At 67.7% G+C, this 14,381-nt stretch carries 10 protein-coding genes; 4 read left to right on the top strand and 6 right to left on the bottom strand.

The annotated features are described in order from the left end of the window. Window positions 1-8 precede the first annotated feature (8 nt). Window positions 9-527, top strand: a complete 519-nt coding sequence (locus AC1DBN_RS15480) for a DinB family protein (protein ID WP_314213392.1) — start codon at window positions 9-11, stop codon at window positions 525-527. A 107-nt stretch (window positions 528-634) separates the two neighbouring features. Here AC1DBN_RS15480 and cydD read toward each other — a convergent pair whose 3' ends face one another. The 3 genes from cydD to AC1DBN_RS15495 are packed head-to-tail and all read right to left on the bottom strand — an operon-like array spanning window position 635 to window position 6,824. Then, a complete protein-coding gene (gene cydD, locus AC1DBN_RS15485) occupies window positions 635-4,150 on the bottom strand; it encodes a thiol reductant ABC exporter subunit CydD (protein WP_477723589.1) in 3,516 nt (1,171 codons plus the stop codon). A gap of 1 nt (window position 4,151) precedes the next feature. After that, on the bottom strand, window positions 4,152-5,201 hold the full coding sequence (gene cydB, locus AC1DBN_RS15490; protein WP_426766856.1) for a cytochrome d ubiquinol oxidase subunit II: 1,050 nt from the start codon (window positions 5,199-5,201) through the stop codon (window positions 4,152-4,154). Window positions 5,202-5,219: 18 nt separating this feature from the next. Further along, window positions 5,220-6,824, bottom strand: a complete 1,605-nt coding sequence (locus AC1DBN_RS15495) for a cytochrome ubiquinol oxidase subunit I (protein ID WP_314213395.1) — start codon at window positions 6,822-6,824, stop codon at window positions 5,220-5,222. Between the two features lie 260 nt (window positions 6,825-7,084). Between AC1DBN_RS15495 and AC1DBN_RS15500 the strand changes: the two genes are divergently transcribed. Then, window positions 7,085-7,468 carry a BlaI/MecI/CopY family transcriptional regulator gene (locus AC1DBN_RS15500; protein ID WP_015936823.1) on the top strand — a complete coding sequence of 128 codons (384 nt, stop codon included), beginning with the start codon at window positions 7,085-7,087 and terminating at the stop codon, window positions 7,466-7,468. Window positions 7,469-7,474: 6 nt separating this feature from the next. Then, entirely contained in the window at window positions 7,475-8,467 is a 993-nt protein-coding gene (locus AC1DBN_RS15505; protein ID WP_091719561.1) for a M56 family metallopeptidase, read from the top strand. 81 nt (window positions 8,468-8,548) lie between these two features. Here the strand turns inward: AC1DBN_RS15505 and AC1DBN_RS15510 are convergent, their stop codons facing one another. Further along, a complete protein-coding gene (locus AC1DBN_RS15510; RefSeq protein WP_477723590.1) occupies window positions 8,549-10,657 on the bottom strand; it encodes a DNA gyrase/topoisomerase IV subunit B in 2,109 nt (702 codons plus the stop codon). A gap of 256 nt (window positions 10,658-10,913) precedes the next feature. On the opposite strand from AC1DBN_RS15510, the gene AC1DBN_RS15515 reads away from it, so the two are divergent. Further along, complete coding sequence (locus AC1DBN_RS15515; protein WP_091719557.1) at window positions 10,914-11,135, top strand: DUF7455 domain-containing protein; 222 nt, start codon at window positions 10,914-10,916, stop codon at window positions 11,133-11,135. Between the two features lie 236 nt (window positions 11,136-11,371). Here AC1DBN_RS15515 and AC1DBN_RS15520 read toward each other — a convergent pair whose 3' ends face one another. Both AC1DBN_RS15520 and AC1DBN_RS15525 read right to left on the bottom strand, forming a co-directional pair. Next, window positions 11,372-12,673 (bottom strand): RNA polymerase sigma factor, encoded by a 1,302-nt coding sequence (locus AC1DBN_RS15520; RefSeq protein ID WP_056084749.1) that lies wholly within the window; start codon window positions 12,671-12,673, stop codon window positions 11,372-11,374. A 281-nt stretch (window positions 12,674-12,954) separates the two neighbouring features. Next, window positions 12,955-14,241: a DUF4192 domain-containing protein gene (locus AC1DBN_RS15525; RefSeq protein WP_477723591.1), complete on the bottom strand. Its 1,287-nt coding sequence runs from the start codon at window positions 14,239-14,241 to the stop codon at window positions 12,955-12,957. Window positions 14,242-14,381 lie beyond the last annotated feature (140 nt).

Here is a 14,381-nt window from a genome sequence, read left to right on the forward strand (position 1 = left end):
CTGCTCCCATGCCTATCGTGCCTGATGAGAAGGACTGGACCTGGGTCCTGGACCGCCCCTGCCCCGATTGCTCGTTCGACCCCTCCACCACCACACCGGCAACGGTCCCCGGCACCATCGAAAACATGTTGCCCCGGTGGCGGGCCGTCCTGCGCCGGCCGGAGGTTGCCGAGCGTCCCGATGACAACACCTGGTCCGCGCTGGAGTACGCCTGCCACGTGCGCGATGTGTTCAGCCTGTTCGACCAGCGCCTGAACCTGATGCTGGACTCCGACGACGCAAAGTTTGAGAACTGGGACCAGGACCTGACCGCCGTCGAGAAGGACTACGCCAACGCCGATCCGGCAGTGGTCAACACCGAGCTGGCTGCCGAGGGGCAGCAGGTGGCGGAGTCCTTCGCCGGGGTCCGCGAATCCGACTGGGACCGCAAGGGGCTGCGCAGCAACGGTTCCGAGTTCACGGTCCTGACGCTCGCGCGCTATTTCCTGCACGACGTGGTCCACCACCTGCACGACGTCGACGGATAGTTCCGCTGGCAGGCGGCCCCGTGCGGGGCCGGCTGCGGCGGGGTTGCCTGCGCGGGTGGGTTGCCCGGGGTTGCCGGCGCCGGAACCCGGCGCAGGGCTCGTTCGCGTCAGGCCCGCAGCCCCGCCGCTGCCCGGCCGGGCTCCCGGAGTTCCGCGGCCGGCGCAAGCGCCAACCGAACGTCGCCGGCCTGGATATCGGCGGCGTGGTGGGTAACCAGCACCACGGTCCGGTCCCGCAAGCCGGCCCTCAGGTCCTGCAGCATGGCCCTTGCTGATTCGGCATCCAGGTGCGCGGTGGGCTCGTCCAGCAGGATCACCTCGGCACCCGTCATCAGGGTGCGGGCCACCGCGAGGCGCTGCCGTTCGCCGCCACTGAGGAAAGCACCACCGGGACCGATCCGCGTGTCCAGTCCCGCGGGCAGCCGTTCCATCAGCCCGGCGAGTCCGACGGCGGCAATCACCGCTGCCATGTCCTGTTCGGTTGCGCTCTCCCCCGGATTGTCCTGTCCCCGGGTGTCCTGTCCCCGCCGGTCGGGTTCCGCCGCGGCGCGCCCCAGCAGGAGGTTGCCGCGGATGGTCGAGTCGAAGAGGTGGGCCTCCTGCGGGCACCACGCCACCCCGCCGGACACGCGGACACTTCCGGCGGCCGCCGGCAGGAATCCCAGCAGGACCGAGAGCAGCGTCGATTTGCCCGAGCCGGACGGGCCTGTGACGGCCAGCCAATGCCCGGGTCCGGCAACGGCATTGAGCCCGGTGAAGACCGGTGCTCCGCCGGGCCATGCCGCCGCGAGGTTCGCCAGCTCCAGCCCCGGAACGCCGCCGTCACGCTCCGGCACCGGCTGCAGCCCATCTGTGGTGCCGCCGTCGTCGTCCTGAGCGCCGGACACGTCCAGGGCCCCGGACGAAGCCACGCGCTGCAGGACCGCGCGCAGGGCCGGGAACTGGCGCACCGCCGTCGTCATCGCTGAATAGGGTTCAACAAGGGCCAGCAGCAGCAGGACCACGACGGCGGCCGTGGCCGGGTCGATCCGTCCGTCCAGGACGGCGGGGGCGGCCAGCCACGCACTGGCGAGCGCTGCCGCACCGCAGGCGGCAGCGGTGACCGCGTGGCCCAAGCCCTCTGCCCAGGCCGACCGCTGGGAGGCGCGGGTTGCTTTGCGGTCCTCGCCGCGGAGTCCTGCCAGCACGCGAGGCGCCACACCGTTGGCGGACAGCTCTGCCCGGGCATCCAGGGCCGCCGAGATGCGGCGCAGCACGCCGGAGCGCAGTATCTGCTCCGCCGTTGCCGACTTCCGGTCGCCCCAGAGCGCAAGCGCGGGCGCCAGCACCAGGCTGGCCGCGGCGGCGGCGATGACCGCCGGGAGCGCCGGCGGGACCACCAGCCAGGTGGTTCCCAATGCCAACACGGCGACTGCAACGGCCGTGACGGGGGGCAGCACCACTCGGGGCAGGAGGTCCCGGACGGTGTCGACGTCGTCGATGACGGTGCCCAGTACATTGCCGCCCTGGAGGAGGCGGCGCAGGGCCAGGGCCCGGCGGCTCAGTGACGCCCACAGCCGTCCCCGGAGCCTGGTCAGCGCGGCGAACACGGCATCGTGCAGCAGCAGCCGTTCCCAGTACCGGAGCACTGCCCTGCCGATGCCGAAGAAGCGTACGCCAACGATGGCGGTCAGCAGGTAGAGGATGGGTGGCTGCTCGCTGGCTCGGATGATCAGCCAGCCGGACAACCCGGACAACGCCACCGCGAAGAGCGCTGCGAAAGTGCCCACGATGGCGGCCGCGGCGAATTTACCCCGCACCGGCGCCAGTAACGGAGCCAGGAGTCCCATGGCGCCTGCGCCGAAGCGGCCCGCGGTTCCGTCCTTGGCGTCGCCAGCGCGCAGGGCCGCGGTGCGCGGGTTCGTGGTGGGCCGCGTGGCCGCGGACGGCGCCGCTGAAGCGGGCGTGGGAAGGCCGGTTGCGCCGTCGAAGGATGCCGCGGCCGGCAGAGCGTCCGGCTGGTGCAAAGGTTTCAGCGCTGCGGCACTGCCACCGATCGGCACCAGCACGTCGGCCAGGTTGCGGGTCCGCTCCTCGTGGGCAACGAGGATGATCGTGACCTGGCCGCGCAGCCCGTGGATGGCGTCTTCGACGGCCCGAGCTGAATCGCCGTCCAGGTGCGCCGTGGGCTCATCGAGCAGGAGCACTGTTGCTCCGGCGTCAATCCTCGCCAGCCCCCGTGCCAGCGCAACGCGCCGCAGCTCGCCGGGGCTCAGCTCCGCAGGGTGTTTCGCGGCCAGGTGGCCGGCCCCGGCCCGGGTGAGGCAGGCGCGGGCGGTTTCCTCAGCCAGCGCACTGTCCCGGGCGTTGCGGGGGTTGGCGCCGAGGTAGAGCAGCACTTCGTCCAGGACTCTGTCGGCCACCAGCACGGGATGCTGCGGCACCCAGGCCACGGCGTTCCGGTCCAACCCGGCGACTGTCCCGGTAACGGAGGTCCCGGCCCCGTCCCCGATGGTGCCGGCCAGGACGCCCAGTACCGTGCTCTTGCCGGCACCGCTGGGGCCGTCCAGGGCGGTGATCCGGCTCTGTGGCGCCTCAAACGACAGGGGTCCGACGGCGGCGCGGGACCTTCCGCGATAGGTCACGGTGAGGCCGGTGACGGTGAGCGGCGCTCCGGGCCGTCCCGCCGGCACGGCAGGCAGCGGCTTCGCCTCGGGGGCGTCCGTGACGGCATTGACGCCGGCCAGGGCCACACGGCCGTCGTCGCTGGCGTGGTGCGCCGTGCCCAGCTCACGAAGCGGCAGGTAGCAGTCCGGCGCGAGGATCAGGGCCAGCAGCCCGGCTTCGAGTGGCATGTCGCCGTGCACCAGTCGCACGCCGATGAACACGGCAACCACGGCCACGGAGATGGTGGCAATGAGTTCCAGTGCCAGGGCGGAGAGGAATGCGGTGCGCAGGGTCCCCATGGTGCGCGAGCGGTATTCCTCGGAGATCTCTTCGAGGGCTTTGCGCTGGGCCGTGGCCCGGCCCAGGCCCACCAGAACGGGGAGTCCCTTGGCGAGTTCCAGCATGTGGGCCGAGAGCCTGGCCAGCGACGTCTGGGCCTCGCGCACGTTGTCCTCGGTGTAGCGGCCAATGAGCACCATGAACAGCGGCACCAGGGGCACGGTCAGGACGATCACCACTGCGCTGACCCAGTCCGCGAAGAGGATCCTGGCGCCGAGCAGCAGCGGCACGGCGGCACAGTTTACGAGCGCCGGCAGGAACTGTGTGTAGTAGCTGTCCAGGGCGTCCAGGCCGCGGGTGGCCAGCACGGCGAGGCCACCGTCCGCCGGGCCGGTTTCCCGCACCCCGTTGCGCAGCGTCCGCTCCAGGAGCCCGGCCCGCAGTTCCTCCTTGATGCCCAGCGCGGCCCGACGGGCGGCCACAGCTTGCCCCCACACGGTGATGGACCGCAGGACCACGCCGGCCATACCAAGCGTGATCTGGTCCGGATGCACGGCTTCGCCGGCCGCCAGCCCTGCAAGCGCGGCCGCCACCGCCTGTCCCATCAGGACGAGCGAGAGTGCCTTCAGCGCCGCGAGAAGGCCGAGCCAGTAGACGGCGGACCGGGTTGCCGGCCCCGCCGGGAGCATGGGCCGCACGTCAGCCCTTGGTGGTGAACGCCTTGACGGCGATGGCAGGCAGGAAGCTGTGGGCCTCCGGAATGGAATCGGTGCTGACCCTGCGGCGGAATACCCAGTACGTCCATGCCTGGTAGGCAATCACGAGCGGAAGTCCGAACGCGGCCACGATGGTCATGAGCCCCAGGGTGTAGTCCGAGGACGAGGCGTTGGAAATGGTCAGGTCAAAGGCGGTGTCCAGGGTGGAGGGCAGCACCACGGGGAACACGGCGCCGAAGATGGAGGCCGTGCCGAGCACCAGGAAAGCGCCGAGCGCCAGGAACGCCCTGCCTTCGGCACCGGCTCGGGCCAGCATCCAGGCGGTGGCGGCAGCGGCCACCGCGAGCACCACGAGGGCCCAGGTCCAGGGTTTGCCGTCCAGGAACTGGATGCTGAGCGCCCAGGCCGCGATGGGAAGGATCAGCACCGGAAGCAGGCGCACGAACCAGGCGCGGGCACGGTGCCGCACCTCGCCGTCGGTCTTCAGGGCAAGGAAGGCCAGCGCGTGAACCAGCGAGAAGCCCACCACGGCCACCCCGCCCAGTACGGCGTAGCCGCTGAACCAGGCAAAAGGGCCGCCTTCGCGGTCGCCGTTGGCATTCAGGGGCAGCCCGGTGGTGGTCAGGGCCAGCGCGGCTCCAACGCCGAAGGCGGCGAAAAAGGATCCCAGGGCAATGGCCCAGTCCCACCGGGCACGCCAGCGGTCCGTGTCCACCTTGCCGCGGTACTCGAAGGCCACGGCGCGGAAGATCAGGGCCACAAGGACCACCAGGAGGGGCAGGTAGAGGGCCGAGAACAGGGAGGCGTACCAGAGGGGGAAGGCTGCAAACGTGGCACCGCCGGCGGTCAGCAGCCACACCTCGTTGCCGTCCCAGACCGGGCCGACCGTGTTCAGCAGGACGCGGCGTTCGGTGTTGTTCCGCGCGAAGATCTTCATCAGCATCCCCACGCCGAGGTCAAAGCCCTCAAGGAAGAGGTAGCCGGTCCACAGCACCGCAATGGCGATGAACCAGATGGTGGGCAGCAGTTCCATTGTCGAATTCCTCTGCTCTTAGTAGGCGAAGGCCAGGACGTCGTCGGCGGGCTTGGCGCCGCCCGGTCCGCCGGAGCCCGGCGTTTGGTCCTCGTTCTCGTCGGCGGGGACATGGGCCAGTTCGGGCATGGCGGACACCACGCCGCCGCGGATGTACTTCACCAGCAGCTTGACCTCCACAACCAGCAGCACGGCGTAGACCGCTGTCAGGGTGACCAGTGACGCCACCAGCTCGCCCGCCGAAACCCCTGGTGAGACGGCCGCGGCCGTGAACATGAACACCTGGTCGATGCCGCTGGGATCGGGGTTGGGAGCCACCACGAACGGCTGCCGGCCCATCTCAGTGAAGATCCAGCCGGCAGCGTTGGCGCCGAACGGGGCGAGGATGCCGAAGATGGCAAGGCGCATGAGCCACGGCGATTCCGGCACGGTGCCCTTCCGGGTCAGCCACAGGGCCACCACGGCCGCCAGCGCGGCGAGTCCGCCGAAGCCGATCATCATCCGGAAGCCCCAGTAGGTGACCTCCATGACGGGCAGGTACTCAATTTCCTGGCCGGCACGCTCACCGTAGATGGGGTTGTCCGGCAGGTGGGTGCCGTAGTTCTCCTTGTATTCGGGCAGCAGCGTGTTCACGCCCTTCACCTCGGTGGTGAAGTCGCCCTTGGCCAGGAAGGACAGGATTCCGGGGACCTCGATGACGGCCACGATGTCGTCGCAGTTCTGGGAGCCGATGTTGCCGATGCTCAGCACGGAGAACCCGGTGCCGTCGTGGCAGGCCGCCTCCGCTGCAGCCATCTTCATGGGCTGCTGTTCGAACATGAGCTTGCCCTGCAGGTCACCGGTGACGGCGGTTCCGGCGAAGGAGATCATGGCCACCACGGCGCCGATGCGCAGTGAACGGATCCAGACACTGTGGTCAGCCCGGTCACGGCCGGGGATCGTGGCGGACTCGCCGGGAACCACCTTGCCGTCGGCACCGACGGTGTCGATGCCGTCGCGGCGCCGGCGCCACAGGTGGTACCAGGCGATGCCGAGCAGGAAGCCGCCGGCCACCGCAAGGGCGCCGAAGAGGGTGTGCGGGACGGCAACAAGGGCGGTGTTGTTGGTGAAGACGGCCCAGGCATCGGTCATGACCGGGCGTCCGTCGATCATTTCGACGCCCACCGGGTGCTGCATCCAACTGTTGGCCACGATGATGAAGTAGGCGGAGAAGACCGATCCGATCACCGCCACCCAGAGGCAGGCCAGGTGGATGCCGGGTTTCAGCTGCTTCCAGCCAAAGATCCACAGTCCCAGGAAGGTGGACTCGACGAAGAAGGCCAGCAGCGCTTCCAGGGCCAGGGGTGCGCCGAACACATCGCCGACGAACCGGCTGTATTCGCTCCAGGCCATGCCGAACTGGAACTCCTGGACGATTCCGGTGGCCACGCCCATGATGAAGTTGATGAGGAAGAGCTTGCCCCAGAACTTGGTCATCCGCAGATATTCGGGCTTGCCGGTGCGGTGCCAGGCCGTCTGGATGATGGCCACCACCAGGCCCAGGCCGATGGTCAGCGGGACCATCATGAAGTGGTAGACGGTGGTGATGCCGAATTGCCAGCGTGCGATTTCCAAGGCGTCCAAGGCAGGTCCCTACTCTAGGCCAACTCAAACTTCTACGTTTCGTAGAAGTTCAACTTCTACAGAGTGTAGAACAACTTGCTGTCCGACGGAAAACACACCGCCGCTACCAGCATGCTGCTTAACGGCCGGACGCGCCACGTGTTCTACCCAACGTAGAAAGTCCGGCGGTTTCAGGGTAAATTTGAACCTGTAGTTGTTTAACCGTTGAACAGTCACCGGCGCAGGAAGCGCGCGGTGCGGGGACAAAAAGGAAAAGTGCAATGGCTAGTCTTGGTGAACTGGAACGGGCAGTGATGGACCTGCTCTGGGCGGGCCAGGAAGCAGCCACGGCCAACACGCTGCGGGACCAGTTGGCCCGCACGTCCGCCGCGCAGGGCGGCCCCGGCCATGAGGGCAAGGAACTCGCGGTGACCACCGTGCTGACGGTGCTGTCGAGGCTGGAAAAGAAGGGCCTTGTGGAGCGGGAACGCGGAACCCGTCCGCACCGCTACCAGGCGGTATCCAGCCGGGCGGACCACACGGCCGAACTCATGCACGAGGTGCTGGGCTCGGCTCCGGACCGCGAGGCCGTACTGGCCCGGTTCATTGGATCCGTCTCCGAAGGTGAAGCCGAAACACTGCGCAAACTGCTGGGTCACGTCTAGCCCACCATGTTCTGGGCCTCATACCTGCTGGCGGTCCTGGCGATCATACTGGCGTGGCCGGTACCCATCCTGCTGTCACGCGCGCAGTGGCCCGCGCGGTCGCCGTTTACGGCCATGCTGCTCTGGCAGGCCATCGCCCTGGCAGGTGGCCTGTCGATGATCGGTGCCATGCTGGTGTACGGCCTGGAGCCCATCGGGGACAACCTGATCGCAGGGCTCCGGTCCCTGGCCGGCATGGTGCTCTTCAACGCCCCCACCACGGCCCTGGGGTTCTGGCACATCTTCGCACTGTCTGCAGCAGCCTTGCTGACGGCCCACCTTGTCTTCACCCTGCTGCTGACCTACTACCGGATCCAGCGGCAGCGGCGGCGCCACCGCGAGCTGCTGGCCCTGCTGGCGTCCCCGTCGGGCCAGGACACCGCCACACTGGTCATCAGCCATGATTCCCCGGTGGCCTATTGCCTGCCCGGCGGAGCACGGTCTGTCACCGTCCTGTCCGACGGCCTCATGGCGGCCCTTGAGCCCGAAGAGCTCCAGGCCGTCCTGACCCACGAGAACGCCCACCTGAGCCAGCGGCACCACCTGCTGCTGTGGGCGTTCGCTGCGTGGCGCCAGGCCCTCCCCTGGCTGCCCACCACGCGTCTGGCACAGGAATCGGTGAGCTCACTGATCGAGATGCTGGCCGACGATGTTGCGCTTCGAACGGCCAGCAAAGCCACGCTTATCAAGGCCATCGCCATCGTGGCCAGCGGTTCGCCTGCCGGAACGAACGGGCACGGCGGTGGCCAGCCCGCTCCCGGGATGGCGTTGTCAGGCCTTGAAGCTGCCGCCGGAACCGGCGGCTCCGACTCCACCCGCACTACGGCGTCCCGGGTCAGCCGCCTGCTCTCGCCACAGCCAGAACTGCCGCGGGCCGCACGGAGCCTGGTCCTCACCGCGTGCGTGCTGTTGCTGGCGCTCCCCACCGCCTTGCTGGTGGTGCCCGGCCTGCTTGGCTGAACCTCCCGCCGTCGTGCCTTCCAAGCGGACGCTGCGCCGCGCGGAGGGCGGTGCGCCGTCAGCCCGGCCCAGCGCCCGGCATCAGGCGTCGATGCGCTCCCGGTCCAGGCTTGCGGCGCCCGCGATGATGAAGTCCTTGCGCGGAGACACGTCAGAGCCCATCAGCAGGTCAAAGGTCTTCTCGGCCTCTTCCAGTTCGGCGATCCCCACTTTGCGGAGCATCCGGTGCCGCGGGTCCATGGTGGTCTCGGCCAGTTGCTCCGCGTCCATTTCGCCCAGGCCCTTGTACCGCTGGATGGGTTCCTTGTACCGCTTGCCTTCCTTGGCCAGCCTGGCCAGCAGCACGTGCAGCTCGGCCTCGGAGTAGGTGTAGATCATCTCGTTGGCCTTCTGGCCGGCGTTGACCACTTCCACCCGGTGCAGCGGCGGGACGGCAGCGAACACCCGGCCCTTCTCGATCATCGGGCGCATGTAGCGGAAGAAGAGCGTCAGCAGGAGCGTGCGGATATGGGCGCCGTCCACGTCGGCATCCGTCATCAGGATGACCTTGCCGTAACGGGCCGCACTGATGTCGAAGCTGCGGCCGGACCCTGCGCCCACCACCTGGATGAGGGCCGCGCATTCGGCGTTGGAGAGCATGTCCCCCACAGAGGCCTTCTGTACGTTGAGGATCTTGCCGCGGATGGGCAGCAGCGCCTGAAAGTCGGAGGACCGTGCCAGCTTGGCAGTTCCCAGCGCCGAGTCGCCTTCGACGATGAAGAGTTCGGAACGTTCGACGTCGTCCGTCCGGCAGTCTGCGAGCTTGGTGGGCATCGAGGAGGTTTCCAGCGCGTTCTTCCGCCGCTGGGTCTCCTTGTGCACACGGGCCGAGATGCGCGATTTCATCTCGCTGACGATCTTCTCGAGCAGCAGGGCCGACTGCGCCTTGTCGTTGCGGTTGGCGGAGCTCAGTTTGGCAACGATCTCCCGTTCCACCACCTTGGCCACGATGGCCCTGACGGCGGAGGTGCCAAGGATTTCCTTGGTCTGGCCTTCGAACTGCGGCTCGGCAAGTCGGACGGTCAGGACTGCCGTCAGGCCGGCAAAAATGTCGTCCTTTTCAATCTTGTCGTTGCCGGCCTTGAGCTTGCGGGCATTGGTTTCCACGGCTTTTCGGAAGGTCTTCACGAGCGCCTGCTCGAAGCCGGACTGGTGCGTTCCGCCCTTCGGCGTGGAGATGATGTTGACGAAGCTGCGGACGGTGCTGTCGTAGCCGATGCCCCACCGGAGGGCGACATCCACCTCACAGTCCCGTTCCACTTCTGCAAGCTGGCTGTGGCCGCGCTCATCGAGGACGGGGACGGTTTCCTTGAACTTGCCAGAACCGTGCAGCCGCCAGACGTCTGTCACGGGCGGGTCTGCGGCCAGGAAGTCGACGAACTCGGAGATGCCGCCGTCGTGGTGGAACACTTCCTCGTGCGGGCCGGCCTCGCCCGGGGTTCCGGGGACCCGGCGTTCATCACGGACGGTCAGCTTCAGGCCCGGCACCAGGAACGACGTCTGCCGTGCGCGGGCTGCCAGTTCGTCGTAGGAAAACTTGGCGTCGGGCGTGAAGATCTGGCGGTCCGCCCAGTAGCGGATGCGGGTGCCCGTGACGCCGCGCTTGGCCTTGCCGGCGATGTCGAGCACCGAGTCGTCAACGAACGGGGTGAACGCAGCGGCAGGATCGATCTTGCTGCCAACATCCTTGAACCGGCCGGGCTCGCCCCTGCGGAAGGACATCCGGTAGGTCTTCCCGCCCCGGTCAACTTCCACGTCCAGCCGGGATGACAGCGCGTTGACCACCGAGGCGCCCACGCCGTGCAGGCCGCCGGAGGCCGTGTAGGAGCCGCCGCCGAACTTGCCGCCGGCGTGCAGCTTGGTAAAGACCACTTCGACGCCGGTGAGTCCCGTCTTGGGTTCCTTGTCGATGGGGATGCCGCGGCCGTCGTCGTGGATTTCCACGGAGTTGTCCGCATGCAGGATGATGCGGATGTCGTGGCCAAAGCCGGCCAGGGCCTCATCCACGGAGTTGTCGATGATTTCCCAGAGGCAGTGCATCAGGCCGCGCGAGTCGGTTGAGCCGATATACATGCCCGGGCGCTTGCGGACGGCCTCCAGGCCTTCCAGGACTGACAGATGCCGGGCGGTGTACTCAGAGCTTGGTGCCACTGGTGATGAACTCCTTCAGGGACGGAACAGCAGGCGCATAAGCGCTCCCTCTAGGGTAGTCGGCCCCGGCCCGGAGCTGCGGTTGCCACTCTTTGCGGCCCGTGTGGACCGCACCACTCAGCCGCCGTGAACCAGGCAGGGGCCAATCTTGACCGAAGCTTGCGGATACGCGGTCAGCGAACTTGGTCCATCCTTGCGATGGTTTGGATACGAATACTGGTTATATAGACATACAGATCTACTAAGGAGGCCGATTATGACAACAGCAGTGGCAGACCGCACACTCAACGCACTCGACCGGTGCGACCGTTGCGGAGCTCAAGCGTATGTCCGGGTTGTACTCGAGTCCTCCGGCGGTGAGCTGCTGTTCTGCGGCCACCATGCCCGTGCCGTCGAAGCGACGCTCAAGCCCCTGAGCTCGGACTGGCACGATGAGACGGGCAAGCTTCACCAGAAGGAAGCCGTGGAAATCGACTAGGGACAGCACAACGTCCAAAGGGTGGGACCCCTCCGATCGGAGGGGTCCCACCCTTTTGCTTTAACGTTGCTTTGCTGCGATGCCGGCTCGGCCCGATCGGGGCCGGTTCTGCTGAACGGCGCCGATTCAGCCGAACGACGCCGGGAACGGCAGCGGGCCGGCCCGGACCCCTGCTGGAGGAATCCGGACCGGCCCGCTGAGCTGCCTTGCTGCCGGAGCCCGGCGTCGCGTGATGCCTAGTCGAGGTAGTCGCGCAGCACCTGGGAGCGTGACGGGTGGCGCAGCTTGGACATGGTCTTCGATTCGATCTGGCGGATCCGCTCGCGCGTGACTCCGTAGACCTTGCCGATTTCGTCTAAAGTCTTCGGCTGTCCGTCGGTCAGGCCGAAACGCATGGCCACGACGCCGGCTTCGCGCTCGGACAGGGTGTCCAGAACGGAGTGCAGCTGCTCCTGCAGCAGCGTGAAGCTCACGGCGTCGGCGGGAACCACGGCTTCGGAGTCCTCGATGAGGTCACCGAACTCGGAGTCGCCGTCTTCACCCAGCGGGGTGTGGAGGGAGATGGGTTCGCGGCCGTACTTCTGGACCTCGACAACCTTTTCAGGAGTCATGTCGAGTTCCAGTGCCAGTTCCTCGGGCGTGGGTTCGCGGCCCAGGTCCTGCAGCATCTGGCGCTGGACGCGGGCCAGCTTGTTGATGACTTCCACCATGTGCACCGGGATACGGATGGTACGGGCCTGGTCGGCCATGGCACGGGTGATGGCCTGGCGGATCCACCACGTGGCGTACGTGGAGAACTTGAAGCCCTTGGTGTAGTCGAACTTCTCCACGGCCCGGATCAGGCCCAGGTTGCCTTCCTGGATCAGGTCCAGGAAGAGCATGCCGCGGCCGGTGTAGCGCTTGGCCAGTGAGACCACCAGGCGGAGGTTGGCCTCCAGCAGGTGGTTCTTGGCGCGCTTGCCGTCGTGGATGATGAATTCGAGTTCGCGCTTGTACTTCGGCTCCATGGAACCGTCGTCGGCGGCGATCTTCTCCTCGGCGAACAGGCCGGCTTCAATCCGCAGTGCAAGGTCCACTTCCTGCTCAGCGTTGAGCAGTGCCACCTTGCCGATCTGCTTCAGGTAGTCCTTGACGGGGTCGGCCGTGGCGCCGGCCGACATGACCTGCTGGACGGGAGCGTCGTCGTCGTCGGCATCAGAGTAGACAAAGCCCTTGCCGCTGCCGACGGCACCCTTGGCAGTGGTGGCTTCGCTCTCTTCAGCAGCTTCGGCGCCTTCCAGGAGGCTCTCGTCGAGTTCCTCCTCGGCGTCCTCAGCCTCGTCAGCGTCGTCGGCAGAAGCCTTGTTGGCAGCCTCCGCGGCCGCCTTGGCGCCGGGCTTGGGCCCGCGCTTCTTGGGCTCGGGCTTGCCGTCCGCACCGGAGGAAGCCTTGTTGGCTGCCCGCGTAGCGGCCCGCTTGGCGTTGGTCGCAGCCTGCTTCTCCTCGGCGGACACATTGTCCTGGGCGGCGGGGTCCTTCTTCGTGGAAGACGGGGTCACAGAAAACCTTTCTTGCGGTGGTCTGTGGAATCGCCATACGGGCAACACCACTATGACCCTGTCAAGTCCGTGATGGAAATCAAGCGCCACCACGGCCGGCAGAGTCTAATAGGACAACTACCGGAGCGGCCGTATTGTTCCCCGAAGGGCAATACTGCTGGTGCTCGATACACGGACCCAACCGGGTCTCGGCATCCATTGTCTCATGTTTCGCCGTATCGGGCCTCCCCCGGCTCCCAGGGGCTGCTTCCGGACGTGCCGCCTCTATCCGCGGCCTTCACTCACGCCGCGGCTCCGGGACCGAACTTCTGCCAGGCGGATTCCTTCCTGGCCGCCCAACCGCAAATGGATCCACGGCCCACCAGCTCCAGGATCAGTTCCGCAAGCCGGTACCCGGGCTCGGCGCTCAGTGCGTCACTCAGGTGCCGGGCGGCATAGGAACCGCGGCCGCGGCACCATGAGATCCAGCCGCGGCCGGTCAGCGCCGCTGCGGCCGCCTGGCCGCCCAACGCGGCCAGCTCCGCCAGGATGCGGTCCAACCCGTCCATGCCTGCCCAGTCCGGGACTTCGGGCGCCATGCCCATCAGGACCGCCCCGTAGTTCGGCACTTCCCGGTCGACGGACGCCGGCGCTGTACGGTGCGCCGCGTGAAGCCGTGCAATCCCCCAGCACTCCCCTGCTGGACGTGGCCCATCCGCGCCGCCGGGCATGCCGGCGTCCTCGCCCGGTACCCACAGGGGGCTGATCGCCTCCAGCTGAAGGGCGTCGTCGAAGAGGCAGAGGCCTTCCACGCCGGCCTCGGCCGCGTTCCTCCCTGCTGCGCTCATCACCATCACAGCGTCCCGCCAATGCGGGACCAGGAGGGAGGCGGACAGGAAGCCGTCGCGGTCCACTTCCGGTACCCAGGGCAGCCCGGCAGGCCGGGCGAGCAGGTCCTCCCACACATCCAGGACCAGCCGGAACTGTGCCAGGCTGCGGCGCCGCGGCGACAGCCCGCATACCCACTCTTCCTCGGCCTCCATGGCGGCGGCCCGGTGCATGGCGGGAACGGGCCGGGCAGCAGCCTCCTGCCGTTCGGGCGCCGGTCCCACACTGCTTCCGCGGTACACCATTTCCGCGTTGAGTGCGCTGTCGCGGATTTCCTGGACGGGGCGTCCGGGAGCGGGGCAGCACTCGGCGTCCAGGCAGTACGCGTCCCGCCAGTAGTCCGCGCCGACGTACCATGCGTCCCGGACCGGCATGCCGGCCTGATCCAGGACGGGCGCAAGCCCGGCCAACAGCGGGCCATAAGTGTCTGCGGCCAGGTGAATGTCGCTGGTGAAGACGGCCAGCAGCGTGCCGTCAGCACTCGTGTCAGCATCAAGGTAGCCGCGTACCGCCCGCAGATAGTGCTCCGGCGCGGCATCCCCTTCAGGTGCCGGCAGGTCGAGCCGAAGCGTGGCACCAAGCTGCCTGCCGTGCATGGTCATGGCCACGAGGCTGTCGGAAGGCCAGTAGCCCAGCGAATGCGGAATGAAACCGAGGATGTCCGCGGGTCCGGTGACGGTGAGGCGATCGGGAGCTGTCATGGCTCCACGATCCGCCGGGCGTCCGTCGCCGGAAAGGTGCGGGCCTGGCTAAGTGGACAAGTCCATCCCGGCGTCGTCCGCAGGCGGCGGCGTCCACCAACAAACATCCGGAAATCCACCGAACAGTGACGGCGGATACC

The sequence above is a fragment of the Pseudarthrobacter sp. 10T415 genome, assembly GCF_056394175.1.

Coding starts and splice junctions, on each gene's coding strand:
- cydB (WP_426766856.1), bottom strand. CDS start 5,201: ATGGAACTGCTGCCCACCATCTGGTTCATCGCCATTGCGGTGCTGTGG.
- AC1DBN_RS15500 (WP_015936823.1), top strand. CDS start 7,085: ATGGCTAGTCTTGGTGAACTGGAACGGGCAGTGATGGACCTGCTCTGG.
- AC1DBN_RS15515 (WP_091719557.1), top strand. CDS start 10,914: ATGACAACAGCAGTGGCAGACCGCACACTCAACGCACTCGACCGGTGC.
- AC1DBN_RS15525 (WP_477723591.1), bottom strand. CDS start 14,241: ATGACAGCTCCCGATCGCCTCACCGTCACCGGACCCGCGGACATCCTC.
- AC1DBN_RS15505 (WP_091719561.1), top strand. CDS start 7,475: ATGTTCTGGGCCTCATACCTGCTGGCGGTCCTGGCGATCATACTGGCG.
- AC1DBN_RS15480 (WP_314213392.1), top strand. CDS start 9: ATGCCTATCGTGCCTGATGAGAAGGACTGGACCTGGGTCCTGGACCGC.